The organism is Succinispira mobilis DSM 6222, from assembly GCF_000384135.1.
GTDB classification, from domain to species: Bacteria; Bacillota; Negativicutes; order Acidaminococcales; family Succinispiraceae; genus Succinispira; species Succinispira mobilis.
Map to the genome: position 1 here is coordinate 938,548 of NZ_KB913028.1, position 15,679 is coordinate 954,226.

Annotated in this window: 11 protein-coding genes; all 11 read left to right on the forward strand. The window is 36.6% G+C overall.

Features of this window, described 5'->3' with window-relative positions; translation table 11 throughout:
• Positions 1-172 precede the first annotated feature (172 nt).
• The 11 genes from SUCMO_RS0104490 to pyk all read left to right on the forward strand — a co-directional run bounded on the left by SUCMO_RS0104490 (position 173) and on the right by pyk (position 15,651).
• Positions 173-952: a ribonuclease HII gene (locus SUCMO_RS0104490; RefSeq protein ID WP_019879333.1), complete on the forward strand. Its 780-nt coding sequence runs from the start codon at positions 173-175 to the stop codon at positions 950-952.
• Positions 952-2,910, forward strand: a complete 1,959-nt coding sequence (locus tag SUCMO_RS0104495; protein WP_019879334.1) for a hypothetical protein — start codon at positions 952-954, stop codon at positions 2,908-2,910. The genes SUCMO_RS0104490 and SUCMO_RS0104495 overlap by 1 nt, the downstream gene beginning before the upstream one ends.
• Positions 2,911-2,915: 5 nt before the next feature.
• Positions 2,916-3,221 (forward strand): EscU/YscU/HrcU family type III secretion system export apparatus switch protein, encoded by a 306-nt coding sequence (locus SUCMO_RS0104500; RefSeq protein ID WP_019879335.1) that lies wholly within the window; start codon positions 2,916-2,918, stop codon positions 3,219-3,221.
• Between the two features lie 5 nt (positions 3,222-3,226).
• Entirely contained in the window at positions 3,227-3,589 is a 363-nt protein-coding gene (locus SUCMO_RS0104505; RefSeq protein WP_028953873.1) for a YraN family protein, read from the forward strand.
• Between the two features lie 25 nt (positions 3,590-3,614).
• Positions 3,615-5,135, forward strand: a complete 1,521-nt coding sequence (locus tag SUCMO_RS0104510; RefSeq protein ID WP_019879337.1) for a YifB family Mg chelatase-like AAA ATPase — start codon at positions 3,615-3,617, stop codon at positions 5,133-5,135.
• Positions 5,136-5,163: 28 nt separating this feature from the next.
• On the forward strand, positions 5,164-8,094 hold the full coding sequence (locus SUCMO_RS0104515) for an insulinase family protein (RefSeq protein WP_019879338.1): 2,931 nt from the start codon (positions 5,164-5,166) through the stop codon (positions 8,092-8,094).
• A gap of 39 nt (positions 8,095-8,133) precedes the next feature.
• Complete coding sequence (locus tag SUCMO_RS0104520) at positions 8,134-11,529, forward strand: DNA polymerase III subunit alpha (RefSeq protein WP_019879339.1); 3,396 nt, start codon at positions 8,134-8,136, stop codon at positions 11,527-11,529.
• 86 nt (positions 11,530-11,615) lie between these two features.
• Positions 11,616-12,413, forward strand: a complete 798-nt coding sequence (locus tag SUCMO_RS0104525; RefSeq protein ID WP_019879340.1) for an electron transfer flavoprotein subunit beta/FixA family protein — start codon at positions 11,616-11,618, stop codon at positions 12,411-12,413.
• A 21-nt stretch (positions 12,414-12,434) separates the two neighbouring features.
• Positions 12,435-13,643 (forward strand): electron transfer flavoprotein subunit alpha, encoded by a 1,209-nt coding sequence (locus tag SUCMO_RS0104530; protein ID WP_019879342.1) that lies wholly within the window; start codon positions 12,435-12,437, stop codon positions 13,641-13,643.
• Positions 13,644-13,663: 20 nt separating this feature from the next.
• Positions 13,664-13,864, forward strand: a complete 201-nt coding sequence (locus SUCMO_RS0104535) for a hypothetical protein (RefSeq protein ID WP_019879343.1) — start codon at positions 13,664-13,666, stop codon at positions 13,862-13,864.
• 32 nt (positions 13,865-13,896) lie between these two features.
• Positions 13,897-15,651, forward strand: coding sequence for a pyruvate kinase (gene pyk / locus SUCMO_RS0104540; protein WP_019879344.1), 1,755 nt, complete (start codon positions 13,897-13,899; stop codon positions 15,649-15,651).
• Positions 15,652-15,679: the final 28 nt, after the last annotated feature.

Below are 15,679 nucleotides of genomic sequence, written 5' to 3' on the forward strand. Positions count from 1 at the left end.
CAGAGTTGTTTATTTTCTTTGGGAGTGGAGTTTATGTTAAACTTAAGGTAAGCTTTTTAGCAAGTTTAAAAGCTGAATTTCAGGGAGCAAACAGCTTTTTTATGTTATTTAGGCTAAGAAATTTGAGGCTTAATAATTAATTTGCTACAATTGGAAAATGCGAGGATGAAAAATGAAAATATTAGAAATTAAAGAATTGTTAGCGCAAGATAACGTCAATATAGAAATTTTAACAACGTTAGCCACTGATGAGCGAAAAAATGTGCAGAATTTATTAAAGAGTTATTATAAGCGCCAAGAGAAAATTAAAAAGACGACATTGCGCCAGCAAGAATTGCTAAAATTTGAACGTTGCTATTATCAGCAAGGTGTAAAATATATTGCGGGGGTTGATGAGGCTGGGCGGGGACCAATTGCTGGACCCTTGGTTGTAGCTAGTGTTATTTTGCCAGAAAAATGTGATTTACCTGGGGTTGATGATTCTAAGAAGTTAACTGCCAATAAGCGTGAGTTATTATGTAAAGCGATTTATCAGCAAGCATTGGCAGTTAATGTTCAGGTAATTAGCCCAAAAGTTATTGATGAATTAAATATTTACCAAGCCACGTTAAAAGGTATGCAAGATAGCTTGCAAGCACTAGTTATCAAACCCGAGGTTGCTCTAATTGATGCCATGCCGCTAAAAATTCCGGAAATTATAATAGAGAGTATTATTAAAGGGGACAGTTTAAGTTTAAGTATTGCGGCGGCCTCTATTGTGGCTAAGACAACTAGAGATAAGTTAATGCTAGATTTGCACAAATTGTACCCAGTATATGGTTTAGATAAACACAAAGGTTATCCCACTAGAGAACATGTTCAAGCGGTAGAAAAATATGGAGTTGCAGAGTTTTATCGCCAAAGTTATGAGCCAATAAAAAGCATTGTAGCAAAAAAAGGGAGTGATAAATAGTGCAGATAAATGCTAATACAACTATTTTACCTACCAATATAACCTCTCAAGATTTAAAAAAAGGTTTAGAGTCTGGAAAAATTCAAGAAGTCGAAGGAAAAACGGCAGAAACTGTAGCTAATACAACTACAAATAATCTGAGTAAAGCAGGCATAGAAATGTTGACGAAAAGTTCTACTGAAACAGTGCATACGGCGGAAAATGCTGTGCGCGTCACTACTTCTGAGGGTACACAGGGACTTTTAAAGTCCTTAGAGCAATTAGTTAATTTAGAAAAATATAAGTTGCCAGAAGCTAGTAAAGAACTAATAACGGCTTTTATTAAGTCGCACACCGCAAGTAGTGAAATAAAAGATGGTTTGAGTTTAGCCATTCAATCACAAAAAGATTTGGCTAAAACATTATTAAATTTGTCGAGTGGGATTTTGACTGATTTGTTTTCTACAGAAGATTTAGCAGATACTAATGCAAATACGCAAAAACAAGTTCTGAAAAAATTTGCCCAACGCATTGAAAGCTTTTTAAAACAAGCGGAATTACCAGCTAAAGCGGAGTTGCCAGACATAGATTTAACAAAAAATCCAGAACAAAGTAGTGCTAAAGATGCTACGGTAACTACTCTGCCCAAAGAGCAACTGCCAACTTTATCAGAAAATGCTTTGTCGACAACTAAAGAAAAATTGCCAACAGAGTCTGGGAAAACTAGTTTACCGGCAGAGCAAGCCAGTAAGTTAGGGGAAGAACAACAAAAAAATCTAAAAACTGCTTTAGAGAATTTGGGGCAGAAGACAGATAGCAATAAAACTTTAGGAACGGAAAAACCTGCTCAAATATTAAATGAGTCTACTTTAAAGTTAGCTAACGAACAAAATCCCAAAAATCCGCCTAAAGCTATGGAGGCAGGCTCTGACGAGAAGGCTAGTTCCTTAACTTCTAAAAATCCAGAAGCGATATTAAAAGGCGAAGTTGTACTACCAAGTAAGTCGGCTGAGACGACAATTGCCAAAGATAAACTCTTCGAAGCAACAATTGGTAAAAATACTACGGAAACGAAAGAAAACTTTGTGGCTAAAGAAAGCTCAGCAAAAGAGTTGTTAATGGCTAAAGATGCGCAGACCACAGGCAATTTAACAAATACTAGGCAGGCGGCGGCCGATAAATATGAATTATTGCAACCTAAACTTAATAATAATTCTAATTTGGGGCAAAATAATAATGGTCAGACGCAAACTGTTACTAATTTAGTAAAAAAACTGGTTTTATTGGAAGAAACATTAAAACAAAGTAATGTTTTAAAAAATGACACTTTAGAAAAATTTTTAACCGGCAAGGCTGTTTTATCAGCAAGTGAACAAAATGAAATTGGCAGTAAGCTGAAAGAATTTTTACCGCGATTGTTAAGTCCTAAGGAAGGGCAAAGTGTGGAAAATCTAATTAAGGATATTATGAGTAAAAATAAGTTGCCAAATACTGAAGCTGGTGAAAATGCAGCGTTAACTAAACTTCTAGAAAATGCCAGTAAGCTTAATAATATTCAAAAACAAGTAGGGAATTTAACGGAGAATATTAAAGAAATGGCTAGTAGTTTAGTGAAAAATCTTAATGTTGGTTCGGAACAAACTAATAAAAGCTTACAAGGATCATTTGTGTTATTAATGAATTTAGCCGAAGACCAGCCGGCTAAACCAGTGTATGTCCACTTGTATCATGAGCGTGAGGGAAAGGCGGACAATAAACAAGAATTGCAAACACAAACTTGGTTAAAAGTTAGCTTAGACTATGAGTATTCTGGTTTGGTGACCGCGATATTTCATTTGTGGCAGGGAAATGTTTTAGATATTAAAGTTAATTTCCCCGAAGTAGAAGCGGCAGATTGCTTTAATTCTTTTGTTCCAGAAATTATTGAAAATATTAGTTCGAGTAAATTGCAATTAAATAATATAACTTTGGCAAGGTAGAGAGAATGGAAGAAAAAAGCAAAAAAAATGAACGAGTCCAAGCAGTAGCTTTACGTTATGAAGCTGAAACAGAAGGTGCGCCTAAAGTAGTTGCTAAAGGTATTGGGATTACAGCAGAAAACATTATAACTTTGGCACAACAACAAGCGATTCCAATTTACAAAAATAAACCATTGACTCAAATGTTGATGGTCTTAGAATTAGAGCAAGAAATCCCACCGGAATTGTATCAGGCGGTTGCGGAAGTTTTATCGTATGTTTACAAAACCGAACAAATTTTGGCTATGAAAAAAAGAATGCAAGGCAAGTGATCGAGTTGAATAATAAACAATTAGGAGCTCAAGGTGAAACTTGGGCTCTAGAATATTTTTTAGCGTCAGGTTACAGTTTAATAGAAAAAAATTATCGGATAAAAGCAGGAGAAATTGATTTGATTGTGGAAAATCAAGAGTGGGTAGTTTTTGTAGAAGTAAAAACGCGGCGTAATTTGCGATATGGTCGGGGCTTAGAAAGTGTAATTAACGCGAAGCAAACAATCATTAGAAAAGTGGCCGAGTACTTTTTAGCTTATAACTTTCCCAAAACTAATTTAAAGCGAATTCGTTTTGATGTTGTGGATATTTTAGTAGATGCTAATTATAAAATGGTTAAATGCGAGCATCTTCAAAATGCATTTTGATTAAAGAAAAGAGGCGAATTGTCTGATGTATACGTTTGTATATGGTGAGACTACTTTAGGATTAGAGGGCGTTTTAGTAACTGTCGAAATTGATATTTCCAATGGTTTACCGGCATTTGAGATAGTTGGACTAGCAAATATCGCCGTCAAAGAAGCGCGAGAACGTGTGCGCGCGGCGATTAAAAATAGTGGTTTTGATTTTCCAATTGCGCGGATTACGGTAAATTTAGCTCCAGCAGATTTGAAAAAAGAAGGTTCGGGTTTAGATTTAGCGATAGCTATTGGAATTCTCAAGGCGAGTGGGCAAATTACGCAAGAGCACTTGGCCAACAAAATTTTTCTGGGAGAGTTAGCTTTAAACGGGATGATTCGGGCAACTAATGGTGTGTTGTGTATGGCGATGCATGCTCAAACTCAAAAAATAGAAGAAATATACTTGGCGGGAGCTTGTGCGGCAGAGGCTTGTTTAGTTTCCGAGTTGCAAGTTTATGCGCCGGAGAATTTGAAGCAACTAGTAGAACACTTAAACCAAGTAGCAATTTTGCCAAAGGTGGAGAAATTAACTAGCAGTAGCAAAGTAAAGTCAGCTAGGTTAGATTTTGCAGATGTGCGGGGACAAATTATGGCTAAACGGGCTTTAGAAATTGCGGCCGCAGGCGGTCATAATTTGTTATTAGTTGGGCCACCAGGATCAGGTAAAACAATGCTGGCGAAACGTTTGCCGAGTATTTTGCCAGAATTATCGGAGCAAGAAGCGTTAGAAGTAACTAAAATTTATAGCGTAGCGGGCTTAATTCGTGATAATCAAGGCTTAATAAAAGAGCGGCCTTTTCGTAGTCCACACCATACTATTTCTATTGGCGGGTTGATAGGGGGCGGTAAAATTCCTAAACCTGGGGAAGTAACCTTGAGTCATAATGGAGTTTTATTTTTAGATGAAATTTTAGAATTTCCCAAGGCGGCGTTAGAAGTTTTGCGGCAACCGCTAGAAGACCGTCAGGTCAATATAGCTAGGGTGCAAGCGAGTATTGTCTACCCAGCAAACTTTTTGCTTTTAGGCTCGGCTAATCCTTGTCCCTGTGGGTTTTGTGGTTATGAAACTAGTACGCAAGTTTGTCGATGTCGGCCGCATGAAATTGAAGCTTATCAGAAGAAAATTTCTGGCCCTTTGTTAGAGCGCTTGGATCTACAGGTTAATGTGCCGCGCGTTGACTATCAAGATTTACAAGGTGTAGCGGGTGAAAGTTCAGATAGTATTCAAACACGAGTCCAATTGGCTAGAAGTAAACAATTACAACGGTTTTCTGGGCAAAAAATATATACAAATGCGCAAATGAGTGCCTCGCAAGTTCGAACTTATTGTCAACTTGATACAACTGGTAAAAAATTATTGCAACAAGTTTTTACCAGTCTTAACCTAAGTGCGCGCAGTTATGATAAAATATTAAAGGTAGCGCGAACAATTGCCGATTTGGCAGAGCAAGAAAACATTCAAGCGTTACATATTGCTGAGGCTATTCAACTGAGGACAAATGTAATAAAATAAAGATATTTACAGTAGAAGGAGAGAAAAAATGGATTTAAAAATTGGAGAAGTATATCAAGGTTTTATCTTGATTCATAGTGAACAACTACAAGAGGTTAATTCGCAAGCCTATATGTTTAAGCATTTAAAAAGTGGGGCGCGTTTGTTATATTTAGCAAATGATGATGACAATAAAGTTTTTTCTATCAGTTTTAGAACTCCGGCCAGTGATGATACTGGTGTAGCACATATTTTAGAGCATTCGGTGTTATGTGGTTCAAAAAAATTCCCACTAAAAGAGCCTTTTGTAGAATTAGTTAAAGGATCTTTAAATACTTTTTTAAATGCAATGACATTCCCGGATAAAACAATGTATCCAGTAGCCAGTATGAATGATAAAGATTTTCATAACTTAATGGATGTTTATTTAGATGCAGTATTTAATCCACGTATTTATGAAAACAAATATTTGTTAAAACAAGAGGGCTGGCACTATTCACTGCCCAAGTTAGAAGATGAGCTAATCTATAAAGGGGTAGTTTACAATGAAATGAAAGGCGTATATTCATCGCCTGAATCAGTATTGGAACAAGCAAGTCAAGCTTCTTTATTTCCTGACACAACCTACCGCTATGAGTCTGGGGGGCATCCTGAGGCAATTCCTCAGTTAACACAGGCTGATTTTGAAAAATTCCATTCCTTGTATTATCACCCAGCTAATAGTTATATTTATTTATATGGGAAACTAGATATTATAGAGCGTTTGAAATTTATTGATCAAGAATATTTACAAAGTTATGAAGAAATAACAGTGGATTCGGCAATACAACTGCAAGAGCCGTTTAATAAAACTAAAATTACTAAAGTTGAATATCCTTTATCTGAAGGTGAAGATACAAAAGGGCGGAGTTTCTTTAGCCTGGCTTTTGTAGTAGGCGAATCTCATGAAATGGAAAAATATTTAGCCCTAAATATTTTAGACATAATTTTGGTAAATATGCCAGGCTCACCTTTAAAACAAGCTATTTTAGATCGGGAAATTGCTCAAGATGTGGAAAGTAGTACAACAAGTAGTATTAAGCAAAATGTGTTTTCTATTGTAGCTAGTGGCACGGATGCTGATAAGCAAGAAGAATTTGTTAAAACTATTTATGCTAGCTTGCAAGAACTAGCAACTAAAGGAATTGATAAAAAGCTGTTAGAATCAGCGTTAAATATTATTGAGTTTAAATTAAGAGAGGCAGATTTTGGCAATTACCCAAAAGGTCTAATTTATAATATTCGGGTAATGGATACCTGGCTATATGATCAATGTCCGTTAGAAGCATTAAAATATGAAGGTTTGATTGAAAAAATGCGGGAGAACATAAAAGGTCGCTATTTTGAAAACTTCATTGAAACTTATTTGATGGATAATACCCATCGCTCCTTGACGGTATTGACGCCTTGCATAGGTTTGGAAATTGAGCGTGGCAAAGCACTAAAAACTAAGTTAGAAGCAATTAAAGCCCAAGCAACTGCAGCAGAATTAGAACAATTAGTTGTAGAAACAGCTCAATTACAGGCCATGCAAGAATATATTGATCCGCCAGAGGCGTTAGAGAAAATTCCTTTGTTAAAATTAAGTGATATTAAAGCCGAAGCCGAAAAAAGTAACTACAGTGTTACTACTACAAATAAGGTGAATTATTTGTATCAACCAGCTTTTACAAACAAAATTGCTTACATTGAAGGACATTTATCAGCCAATGAATTGCCAGAAGAATTAATTAGCTATTTATATTTGTTAAGTGATTTATTAGGACAATTATCCACTAAAAAATATAATTATTTTGATTTAGCTCAAGAAATTGCTTTACACACTGGCGGGATTAGTTTTAGTGCGAATGTGTTGGCAAGTGAAGAAAATGCGGATGAGTTTGTGGTAAAACTAAGTTGTAATGCTAAAGTTTTACTAAATAAGATGAATAAATTACAAGAATTGATTAGTGAAATTTTATTAGATACTGATTTTACGGATAAAAAAAGGTTGCGTGAGGTTATTAATGAAAGCAAAACCTCCATAGAAGTTGGACTATCAAGTCAAGGGCACACAATTGCAATGAGCAGGCTAGCGGCTTATTTTTCTAAGGCAGCGGCGTTTAGTGAACAAGGTTCTTTAAACTACTATTATTTCATTCGCAATTTAAGTGAAAACTTTGAGACTAAGGCGGAGCAGATAATTAATGACTTACAGACAGTTCTTAAATATGTTGTCAAAGCGCCTAAAGCATTATGGGGTTATTCTTGCGAAACTAGTCACCAAGCACAAGTACTTGCTGAATTACAAGTGCTTAATTCTAAATTGCCACAAACAGAATATCCAGAGGTGGATTACAAGTTGCCAGTTCCAGCTAAAAATGAAGGTATATATACTCCAGGTATGGTGCAATATGTAGCTATGGGCGGTGATTTCAAGAAAAAAGGCTTTAAATATCATGGTAGTATGCGGGTAGTTGAAACTGTTTTGCGGTATGAATATCTTTGGACTAATATTCGGGTTAAAGGTGGCGCTTATGGGGCCATGATTACCTTAAAACGAAACGGGGTATGGCAATTTGTTTCTTATCGCGATCCTAATTTGTTAAATACGATAGAAGTTTATAAGCAAATGGCCGATTATTTGGCAAACTTAGAATTATCCGAGCGAGAAGTTTTAAAATACATAATTGGAACAATGAGTAAAGTAGACATGCCAATGTCTAATGCTGGCAAGTTAACACGAAGTATCACCCGCTATTTATTGGGTTTGTCGGATGAGATAGTTCAACAATCTCGAACACAGATTTTGGCAACAAAATTGCAGGATTTACGTGATACAGCGCAAATTATTGCTAGTATTATGCAGGATAATAATCTTTGCGTAGTAGGTAGTGAAAGTAAAATAAAAGAGGCCAGTAGCCTATTTAATAAAATTTTTGCAGCTACATCTCAAGAATAATTCGGAGCTTAAGTAGCGATTAACAATAGGAGACAAACAATGGGAAATTTTGTACACCTACACAACCATACGGAGTTTAGCTTGTTAGATGGGGCTAGTAGGATTAAAAAATTAATTGCTCAGGCTAAGCAGCAAAATATGCCAGCGATAGCAATAACTGATCATGGGGTAATGTATGGTGTAATTGATTTTTATAAGGAAGCAAAAAAACAAGGAATAAAACCGATAATAGGGTGTGAGGTATACATAAGTTCAACCTCGCGTTTGGATAAGGGTGTTGGTGAGAAGGAGAATTCTTATCATTTAATTTTATTAGCAGAAAACAATATTGGTTATCGAAATCTATTAAAACTAGTTTCCATCGGTCATTTAGAAGGATTTTATTATCGCCCGCGGATTGATAAAGAGGTTTTAAAAAAATATAGTGCAGGTTTAATTTGTTTGAGTGCTTGTATTGCAGGGGAAATCCCGCGTTATATTTTGGAGGGCAATCTTGAAAAAGCTGCGCAAACAGTACAAGAATATGTAGATATTTTTGGTAAAAACAACTTTTTTTTAGAAGTGCAAAACCATGGGTTACCCGAGGAACTAGAGGTAAATAGGCATTTAATAAATTTGGCAACGCGGTTTGAACTTAAGCGGGTAGCTACGAACGATATTCACTATGTGAAGCGTGAAGATAGTGAAGCACAAGATATTTTATTGTGCGTACAAACAGGTAAACGAGTTGCAGATGTGGAACGGATGAAGTTTCCCAATAATGAATTCTATTTAAAAACTTATCAAGAAATGCAAAATTTATTTCCAGATGATCTAGAAGTTTTGGAAACGTCAGTAGAAATAGCCAAACGTTGCCAAGTTGATATTCAATTTGGCAAGTTGCTATTACCTGAGTTTGAATTGCCTGATGGACAGACAGCAGAAGCTTATTTGAAAAACTTATGTCAAAAAGGCCTGCAAGAACGCTACCCTCAAGCTGGGAAAGTAGAATTTGAGCGCTTGGAATATGAGTTGCGCGTAATTAAGGATATGGGCTATGAATCATACTTTTTAATTGTTTGGGATTTTATAAATTTTGCTAGGCAAAACAAAATTCTGGTAGGCCCAGGTAGGGGTTCGGCAGCGGGAAGTATTGTGGCTTATTTGCTAGGGATTACTAATATTGATCCGTTAGCTTATGATTTACTTTTTGAACGTTTTTTAAATCCAGAACGGGTAAGTATGCCTGATATTGATATTGACTTTTGCTATGAGCGGCGTCAAGAAGTGTTTGAGTATATTGTCAATAAATATCATTCGGATCATGTAGCACAGATTATTACTTTCGGGACTATGGCGGCAAAAGGTGCAATCCGTGATGTAGGTAGAGTATTAGATATTGCCTATAACGATGTAGATAAAATTGCTAAATTAATTCCTAACGAGTTGGGAATTACAATTGATAAGGCTTTGCAAATGAGCAAAGAGCTAAAAGAAATTTATCACGATGACATGCAAATGCGTAAATTGCTTGATTTAGCGCGGGCGGTAGAAGGAACCCCTAGACATGCTTCAACGCATGCTGCAGGGTTGGTTATTGCTCCACGGAACATTGATGAGTTTGTACCGTTACAATATTCATCGGAGGGTTTTGTAACTACGCAGTATGATAAAGATCGTTCGGAAGATATCGGCTTGCTAAAAATGGATTTGCTGGGTTTAAGGACTTTAACCGTGATTCAAGATGCCTTGCAAATGATCAAAAAAAACAAGGGCATTGATTTAGATATAGATAAAATTCCTTTAGTTGATAAAAAAACTGCCCAATTATTACAAAGCGGTGATACTGCAGGCGTATTTCAAATGGAGTCAGCAGGAATGACACAATTGGTAAAAGATTTAGCTCCCGAGGGGTTTACTGATTTGATTCCGTTAGTTGCTTTATATCGACCTGGTCCATTAGGTACAGGGATGGCTACAGATTTTATTAATGCCCGACATGGCAAACAGCCAATAAAATCTATTCATGAGAGTGTGGATTTTATTGTAAAAGATACTTTTGGAGTTATTCTTTATCAAGAACAAGTTATGCAAATTGCTTCGGCGATGGCTGGATTTACTCTTGGGCAAGCAGATATTTTACGACGAGCTATGGGTAAGAAAAAACCAGAAGAACTCAATAGCTTAAAATCAACATTTATTCAAGGGGCTGTAGTTAAAGGCATTGAGGCCGCAAAAGCAACAGAAGTCTTTGAATTGTTGGAACATTTTGCTGGCTATGGTTTTAATAAGTCGCATTCAGCGGCCTATGCTCTGATTGCTTACCAAACAGCTTATCTTAAGGCCCACTATCCAGCTGAATTTATGGCGGCAATGTTGACTAGTGTTATGGGGCAAAATGACAAAGTTGGTTATTATATTGAGGTGTGCCGTAATTTAGGGATTAGTGTTCAACCTCCTAGCATCAATAATAGTGAAAGTGGCTTTAGTGTAAAGGATAATAACATATTGTTTGGTTTAGCAGGAATCAAAAATATTGGTGAAAATGCTGTACATAATATTTTAGCGGCTCGTGAAGCAGGTGCTTTTAAAAACCTGCTAGATTTGTGTGAACGCTTAGATCCTAGAATAGTAAATAAAAGAGCTTTGGAAAGTTTAATAAAATGTGGTGCTTTTGATGAGTTTGCTTTAAAAAGAGCCCAATTACTAGCGGTTTTAGAACAAGCAGTAGATGTGGCTAACAAAAAAAATAAAGATCGTTTGTCGGGGCAAATTGGTTTATTTGAGGAGTTTGCGGAAGCACAGCATGATTTAAATTATCCTAATCTAGAGGAATTACCACAAGAACAAATTTTAGCGTTAGAAAAAGAAATTATTGGTTATTATGTAACTGGACATCCATTAGATAAATATCGTGAAAAATTAGCAAGTTTTGTGGAAATTAGGAAAATACAAGAAGAAATTTTTCGTGAAAATCAATTTATTGAAGTTGCGGGGATGATAAACACTTGTAAAAGAACGCTTACCAAGCGTGGGGATCATATGGCAATTGCTTCTTTAGAGGATTTTACGGGTGCAATAGAGGTTGTTGTTTTCCCGAAAATTTTTGATATGGTTAATCGGTTAATATATAGTGGCAGCTTAGTAGCTATAAAAGGTAGAATTGCGATACAAGATGATACTGCTAAAATTATGGTTACGGATGTATCGGAATTGGGCAGGCATAATAATGGGATAGTGCTTTTAATTGATCAAGAGCATGAACAAGCTACTATCTTGGAAAAATTAAAAAATGTGTTACTAGATAGTGTGGGTAAAGATACAGTATATCTGCATTTTACAGCTTCTAATCGCAAGATAAAATGTACGGAACAATATTCTGTGAATAGTTCTTTAGAGTTTACGATTAAGGAGATTGAAGATATTTTAGGTGCTAATACAATAAAAAGACTGTGAAATATTGCAGGGAACTGGTATCAATGATAAAATATAATGTAAGTTTTCTGAAAGAATATCAAGCTGGTGGGGGGTAATTATTTACAATGAATATAGTTGTTTGTATTAAGCAGGTTCCAGATACTACTGAAGTAAAAATAGATCCAATAACTAATACTTTAGTTCGGGCAGGGGTACCTAGTATTGCCAATCCTTATGATTTATATGCTTTAGAATTGGCGCTTAAGTTAAAAGACGAGAATTCTGAGATACAGGTTATTGCAATGTCCATGGGACCAGCTCAAGCAACCGAAGTATTGAAAGAGGCAATTTGCATGGGGGCCGATAGGGGCGTTTTGTTAAGTGACAGAGCTTTTGCTGGTGCGGATACTTTGGCGACTAGTTATGCTTTAGCGGCAGCAATAAAAAAGATCGGTAATGTAGGGATAGTTTTATGTGGTAAGCAAGCTATTGATGGCGATACTGCGCAAGTAGGACCAGAAATTGCCGAAAATTTATCCATTCCACAAGTTACTTATGTGCAAGATATAAAATTGAATGAAGGCGAAGCAATTTTAACTAGAAACTGTGAGGACTACTTGCAAAAAATAAAAGTCCAAGGTAGTTTTCTGGCGACGGTGGAAAAACATGGTTGCGAGCCACGCTTGGGCAGTATTCGTGGAAAACTTAATGCTTTGCACGCGGAAATAGAAGTGCTTACGGTTAAAGATGTAGAGGTTGAAGAGCATTGCCTTGGCTTAAATGGCTCGCCAACGCAAGTAAGTAAAATTTTCACACCGAAAATAAGCAGGATGAAAAATGAAATTATTCAGGACCAAGCACCAGAGATTGCTGTAGATATGCTACTAGAAAAACTCATAAGTGCGAAAATTATTTCAAATTAAAATGAGGATGGGGTGTAAAATATGGCAATAGTAGTGCAAAAAGAGAATTGTATTGGTTGTGGGGCTTGTATTAGCATCTGTCCAGTTGGAGCTATAGAATTTGAGGCAAATGGTAAAGCAGAAATTGGTGAAAATTGTATTGCTTGTGGAGCTTGTATTAGCGAATGTCCAGTAAAGTGTATTATTAGAGAACAAGTTAATAATAGATTAATAATAGATTTAGATAGCTATAAAAATATTTGGGTATATATAGAATGTGAAAAAAATCGACCTAAAAATGTCGCCTATGAACTACTTGGTGTAGCTAGAAGATTAGCGGATGCTTCAGGGGAAGAATGCGTAGCAATAGTTATAGGGGGATTATCCCAAAAATATTTGCAAGACTTAATTGCCAATGGTGCAGATAAGGTTTATTACTTAGAAAACAATAATTACTTAGAATATAATACTGAAATTTATACACAAGTTGTTACGGATTTAGTGAAAGAGCATAAACCTAATGCTTTACTTATTGGGGCTACTGTAAATGGGCGGGATTTAGCGCCGAGAATAGCAGGAAGGCTAAAAACTGGGCTGTGTGCCGATTGTACAGCTATCGATAATTCGGCAGAAGAAGCGAAGCTAATTGAGTGGACTCGACCTGCTTTTGGCGGTAATATCATGGCGACAATTGTCTGCCCAGAACATCGTCCACAAATGGGGAGTGTACGTCCTAAAGTGTTTCCTGTTTCACGTGCGGATTATAGTCGTAAGGGCGAGATAATTCTAATCAAGGAGCCTAATTTGCAGGATAACTTAGTGAAAATTTTGGAAACAATAGTAGATATTAGCGCCGAGCGTGTCAATATTCAGGATGCTGAAATTATTTGTGCAGGCGGCAGAGGGATGGGCAATAAGGAAACATTTGAACAACTCTATACCTTGGCGGATTTATTAGGGGGTGTTGTGGCTGGTTCAAGGGCGGTAGTGGAGTCAGGGTGGTTGGAACATCATGCGCAAGTTGGACAGTCAGGGGTTACTGTAGGCCCGAAAGTTTATTTTGCTTTTGGTATATCTGGGGCAATTCAGCATTTAGCTGGTATAAATGCTTGTGATATGATTATCGCGATAAATAAAGATGCCAATGCACCAATTTTTAAAGCGGCGGATTATGGAATAGTTGGCGATGTTCAGAAAATATTACCAATTCTTATTGAAAAAATTAGGGCAATCAAAGTTGAGCAAGAATAAATTTATTTGGAGAGGGTTCTATGTGGCAAGTTGTATATATTGCACCCAACAGTATGGAAGCTAAAAAAATTAAGCAATTACTCGAACAAGAAGGCTTTTTAGTTGAAATTCAGGCTACTACACAAAAAGCTAAAAATACAGGAATAGGAAGTTTCGAGATAAAGATTCTACATTCAGAGATCTTAGAGGCAATAGAAGTGCTACATGCAAATGGCTATTAGGAAAAAATAAAAATATAAAAGGGGCATGAAATATGAAAAAAACAAAAATTATTTGCACCTTAGGTCCAGCTACAGATAAAATCGAAATTGTGGAAGCTCTAATTGCAAACGGAATGAATGTGGCGCGATTTAACTTTTCGCATGGTAAACATAGTGAACATGCAGAAAGAATTAGCTTAGCTAGGGCGGCTGGAAATAAACTTGGTCAACAAATTGCTTTATTAGCAGATACCAAAGGACCAGAAATGCGTTTAGGTATGTTTAAAGAAAGTAGTGTGGAGCTAAGAGAAGGTGAAAAATTCACTTTGACCACTAAACAGGATGTTTTAGGCGACCAATACCGAGCTAGTGTTAATTACGTTAATTTAGCGCAAGAAATTAACGTGGGTACAGAAATTTTGTTGGCTGATGGCTTAATCAATTTGAAAGTACTAACTATTGAAGATACGGAGATCCATACTGTTGTGCAAAATACTGGTAGCATTAGTTCGAGAAAGAGGGTTGCTGTGCCAGGAGCAATCTTGAACTTGCCATTTTTATCAGAGCAAGATGTACAAGATATTCTATTTGCCATAGAACATGAGATGGACTATATAGCAGCATCTTTTGTGCAAAAAGCAGCAGATGTTTTAGCGATACGAAAAGTTTTAGAGGAAAACAACTCTAATATTGGCATTATTTCTAAAATAGAAAATTCATTAGGTGTAGAGAATATTGAAGAAATTATAAGTGTCTCTGATGGAATAATGGTAGCTAGAGGCGATTTAGGCGTAGAAATTCCAGCCGAAGAAGTTCCTTTAGTTCAAAAAAGTATTATTGCTAAATGTAATAAACTGGCAAAACCAGTAATTACAGCAACTCAAATGTTAGAAAGCATGGTAAAAAACCCTCGGCCAACGCGAGCTGAGGCTAGCGATGTTGCTAATGCGATTTTAGATGGTTCTGATGCAATTATGTTAAGTGGGGAAACGGCTTCGGGCGATTATCCTGTCGAAGCGGTTAAGACTATGGCCACGATTGCTAAACGCACAGAAACAGCACTAGAGTATGAGCAAATAATGAGAAGAACGATTTTAACAGTTGAAAAAACAACCACTGAAGCTGTAAGCCAAGCAACGGCACAAATTGCTCATAATTTAGGTGCTACAGCTATTTTGACGGCTACGGAATCGGGGTATACTCCGCGAATGATTTCTAAATATCGCCCAAGAGCAAAAATTGTAGCTGTTACTCCTTTAGTAGCGGTTGCTAGAAAAATGCAACTTTATTGGGGGGTATACCCAGTAGTTGGCAAGAGCAATGCTAATACTGATCAAATGGTCGAACAAACAATTAGTTTGGCTTTGAAAAATGATTTTGTTAAGGAAGGCGATTTGACAGTTATAACGGCAGGTGTTCCAGTTGGAATTGTAGGTAGTACGAATATGATTAGAGTTCATATTGTCGGGAATGTTATTTTACAAGGTACAGGGATTGGTCGAAAAGTTGCACATGGCAAAGTATGCATAATAAATGAGCCAGAAGATTTTGCTAGCAAGTTTGTAGCAGGGGATATTTTGGTTGTTAAGAGTCTAATGGATGATTATGCAAAATTTGCAGTTAAAGCAAGCGCAATAATTGCGGAAGAAGATGGGTTAACTTCGGCGGCAGCTATTGTTGGCGTTAGTTTTGGAATAACTACGATAGTGGGTGTAAACGGAGCTGTGGAACAATTAGAAGACGGTGCAATTATTACTGTGGACCCAGAGCGAGGACGTTTATATCAAGGACATATAAATGCTAAGTAATTAGTATTAAGAGAGGATGCGGGTAAAA

Bases quoted from the DNA above. Each gene is read 5' to 3' on its own strand.
- pyk (WP_019879344.1), top strand. From the start codon at position 13,897: ATGAAAAAAACAAAAATTATTTGCACCTTAGGTCCAGCTACAGATAAA.
- SUCMO_RS0104535 (WP_019879343.1), top strand. From the start codon at position 13,664: ATGTGGCAAGTTGTATATATTGCACCCAACAGTATGGAAGCTAAAAAA.
- SUCMO_RS0104520 (WP_019879339.1), top strand. From the start codon at position 8,134: ATGGGAAATTTTGTACACCTACACAACCATACGGAGTTTAGCTTGTTA.
- SUCMO_RS0104530 (WP_019879342.1), top strand. From the start codon at position 12,435: ATGGCAATAGTAGTGCAAAAAGAGAATTGTATTGGTTGTGGGGCTTGT.
- SUCMO_RS0104500 (WP_019879335.1), top strand. From the start codon at position 2,916: ATGGAAGAAAAAAGCAAAAAAAATGAACGAGTCCAAGCAGTAGCTTTA.
- SUCMO_RS0104525 (WP_019879340.1), top strand. From the start codon at position 11,616: ATGAATATAGTTGTTTGTATTAAGCAGGTTCCAGATACTACTGAAGTA.
- SUCMO_RS0104510 (WP_019879337.1), top strand. From the start codon at position 3,615: ATGTATACGTTTGTATATGGTGAGACTACTTTAGGATTAGAGGGCGTT.
- SUCMO_RS0104515 (WP_019879338.1), top strand. From the start codon at position 5,164: ATGGATTTAAAAATTGGAGAAGTATATCAAGGTTTTATCTTGATTCAT.
- SUCMO_RS0104490 (WP_019879333.1), top strand. From the start codon at position 173: ATGAAAATATTAGAAATTAAAGAATTGTTAGCGCAAGATAACGTCAAT.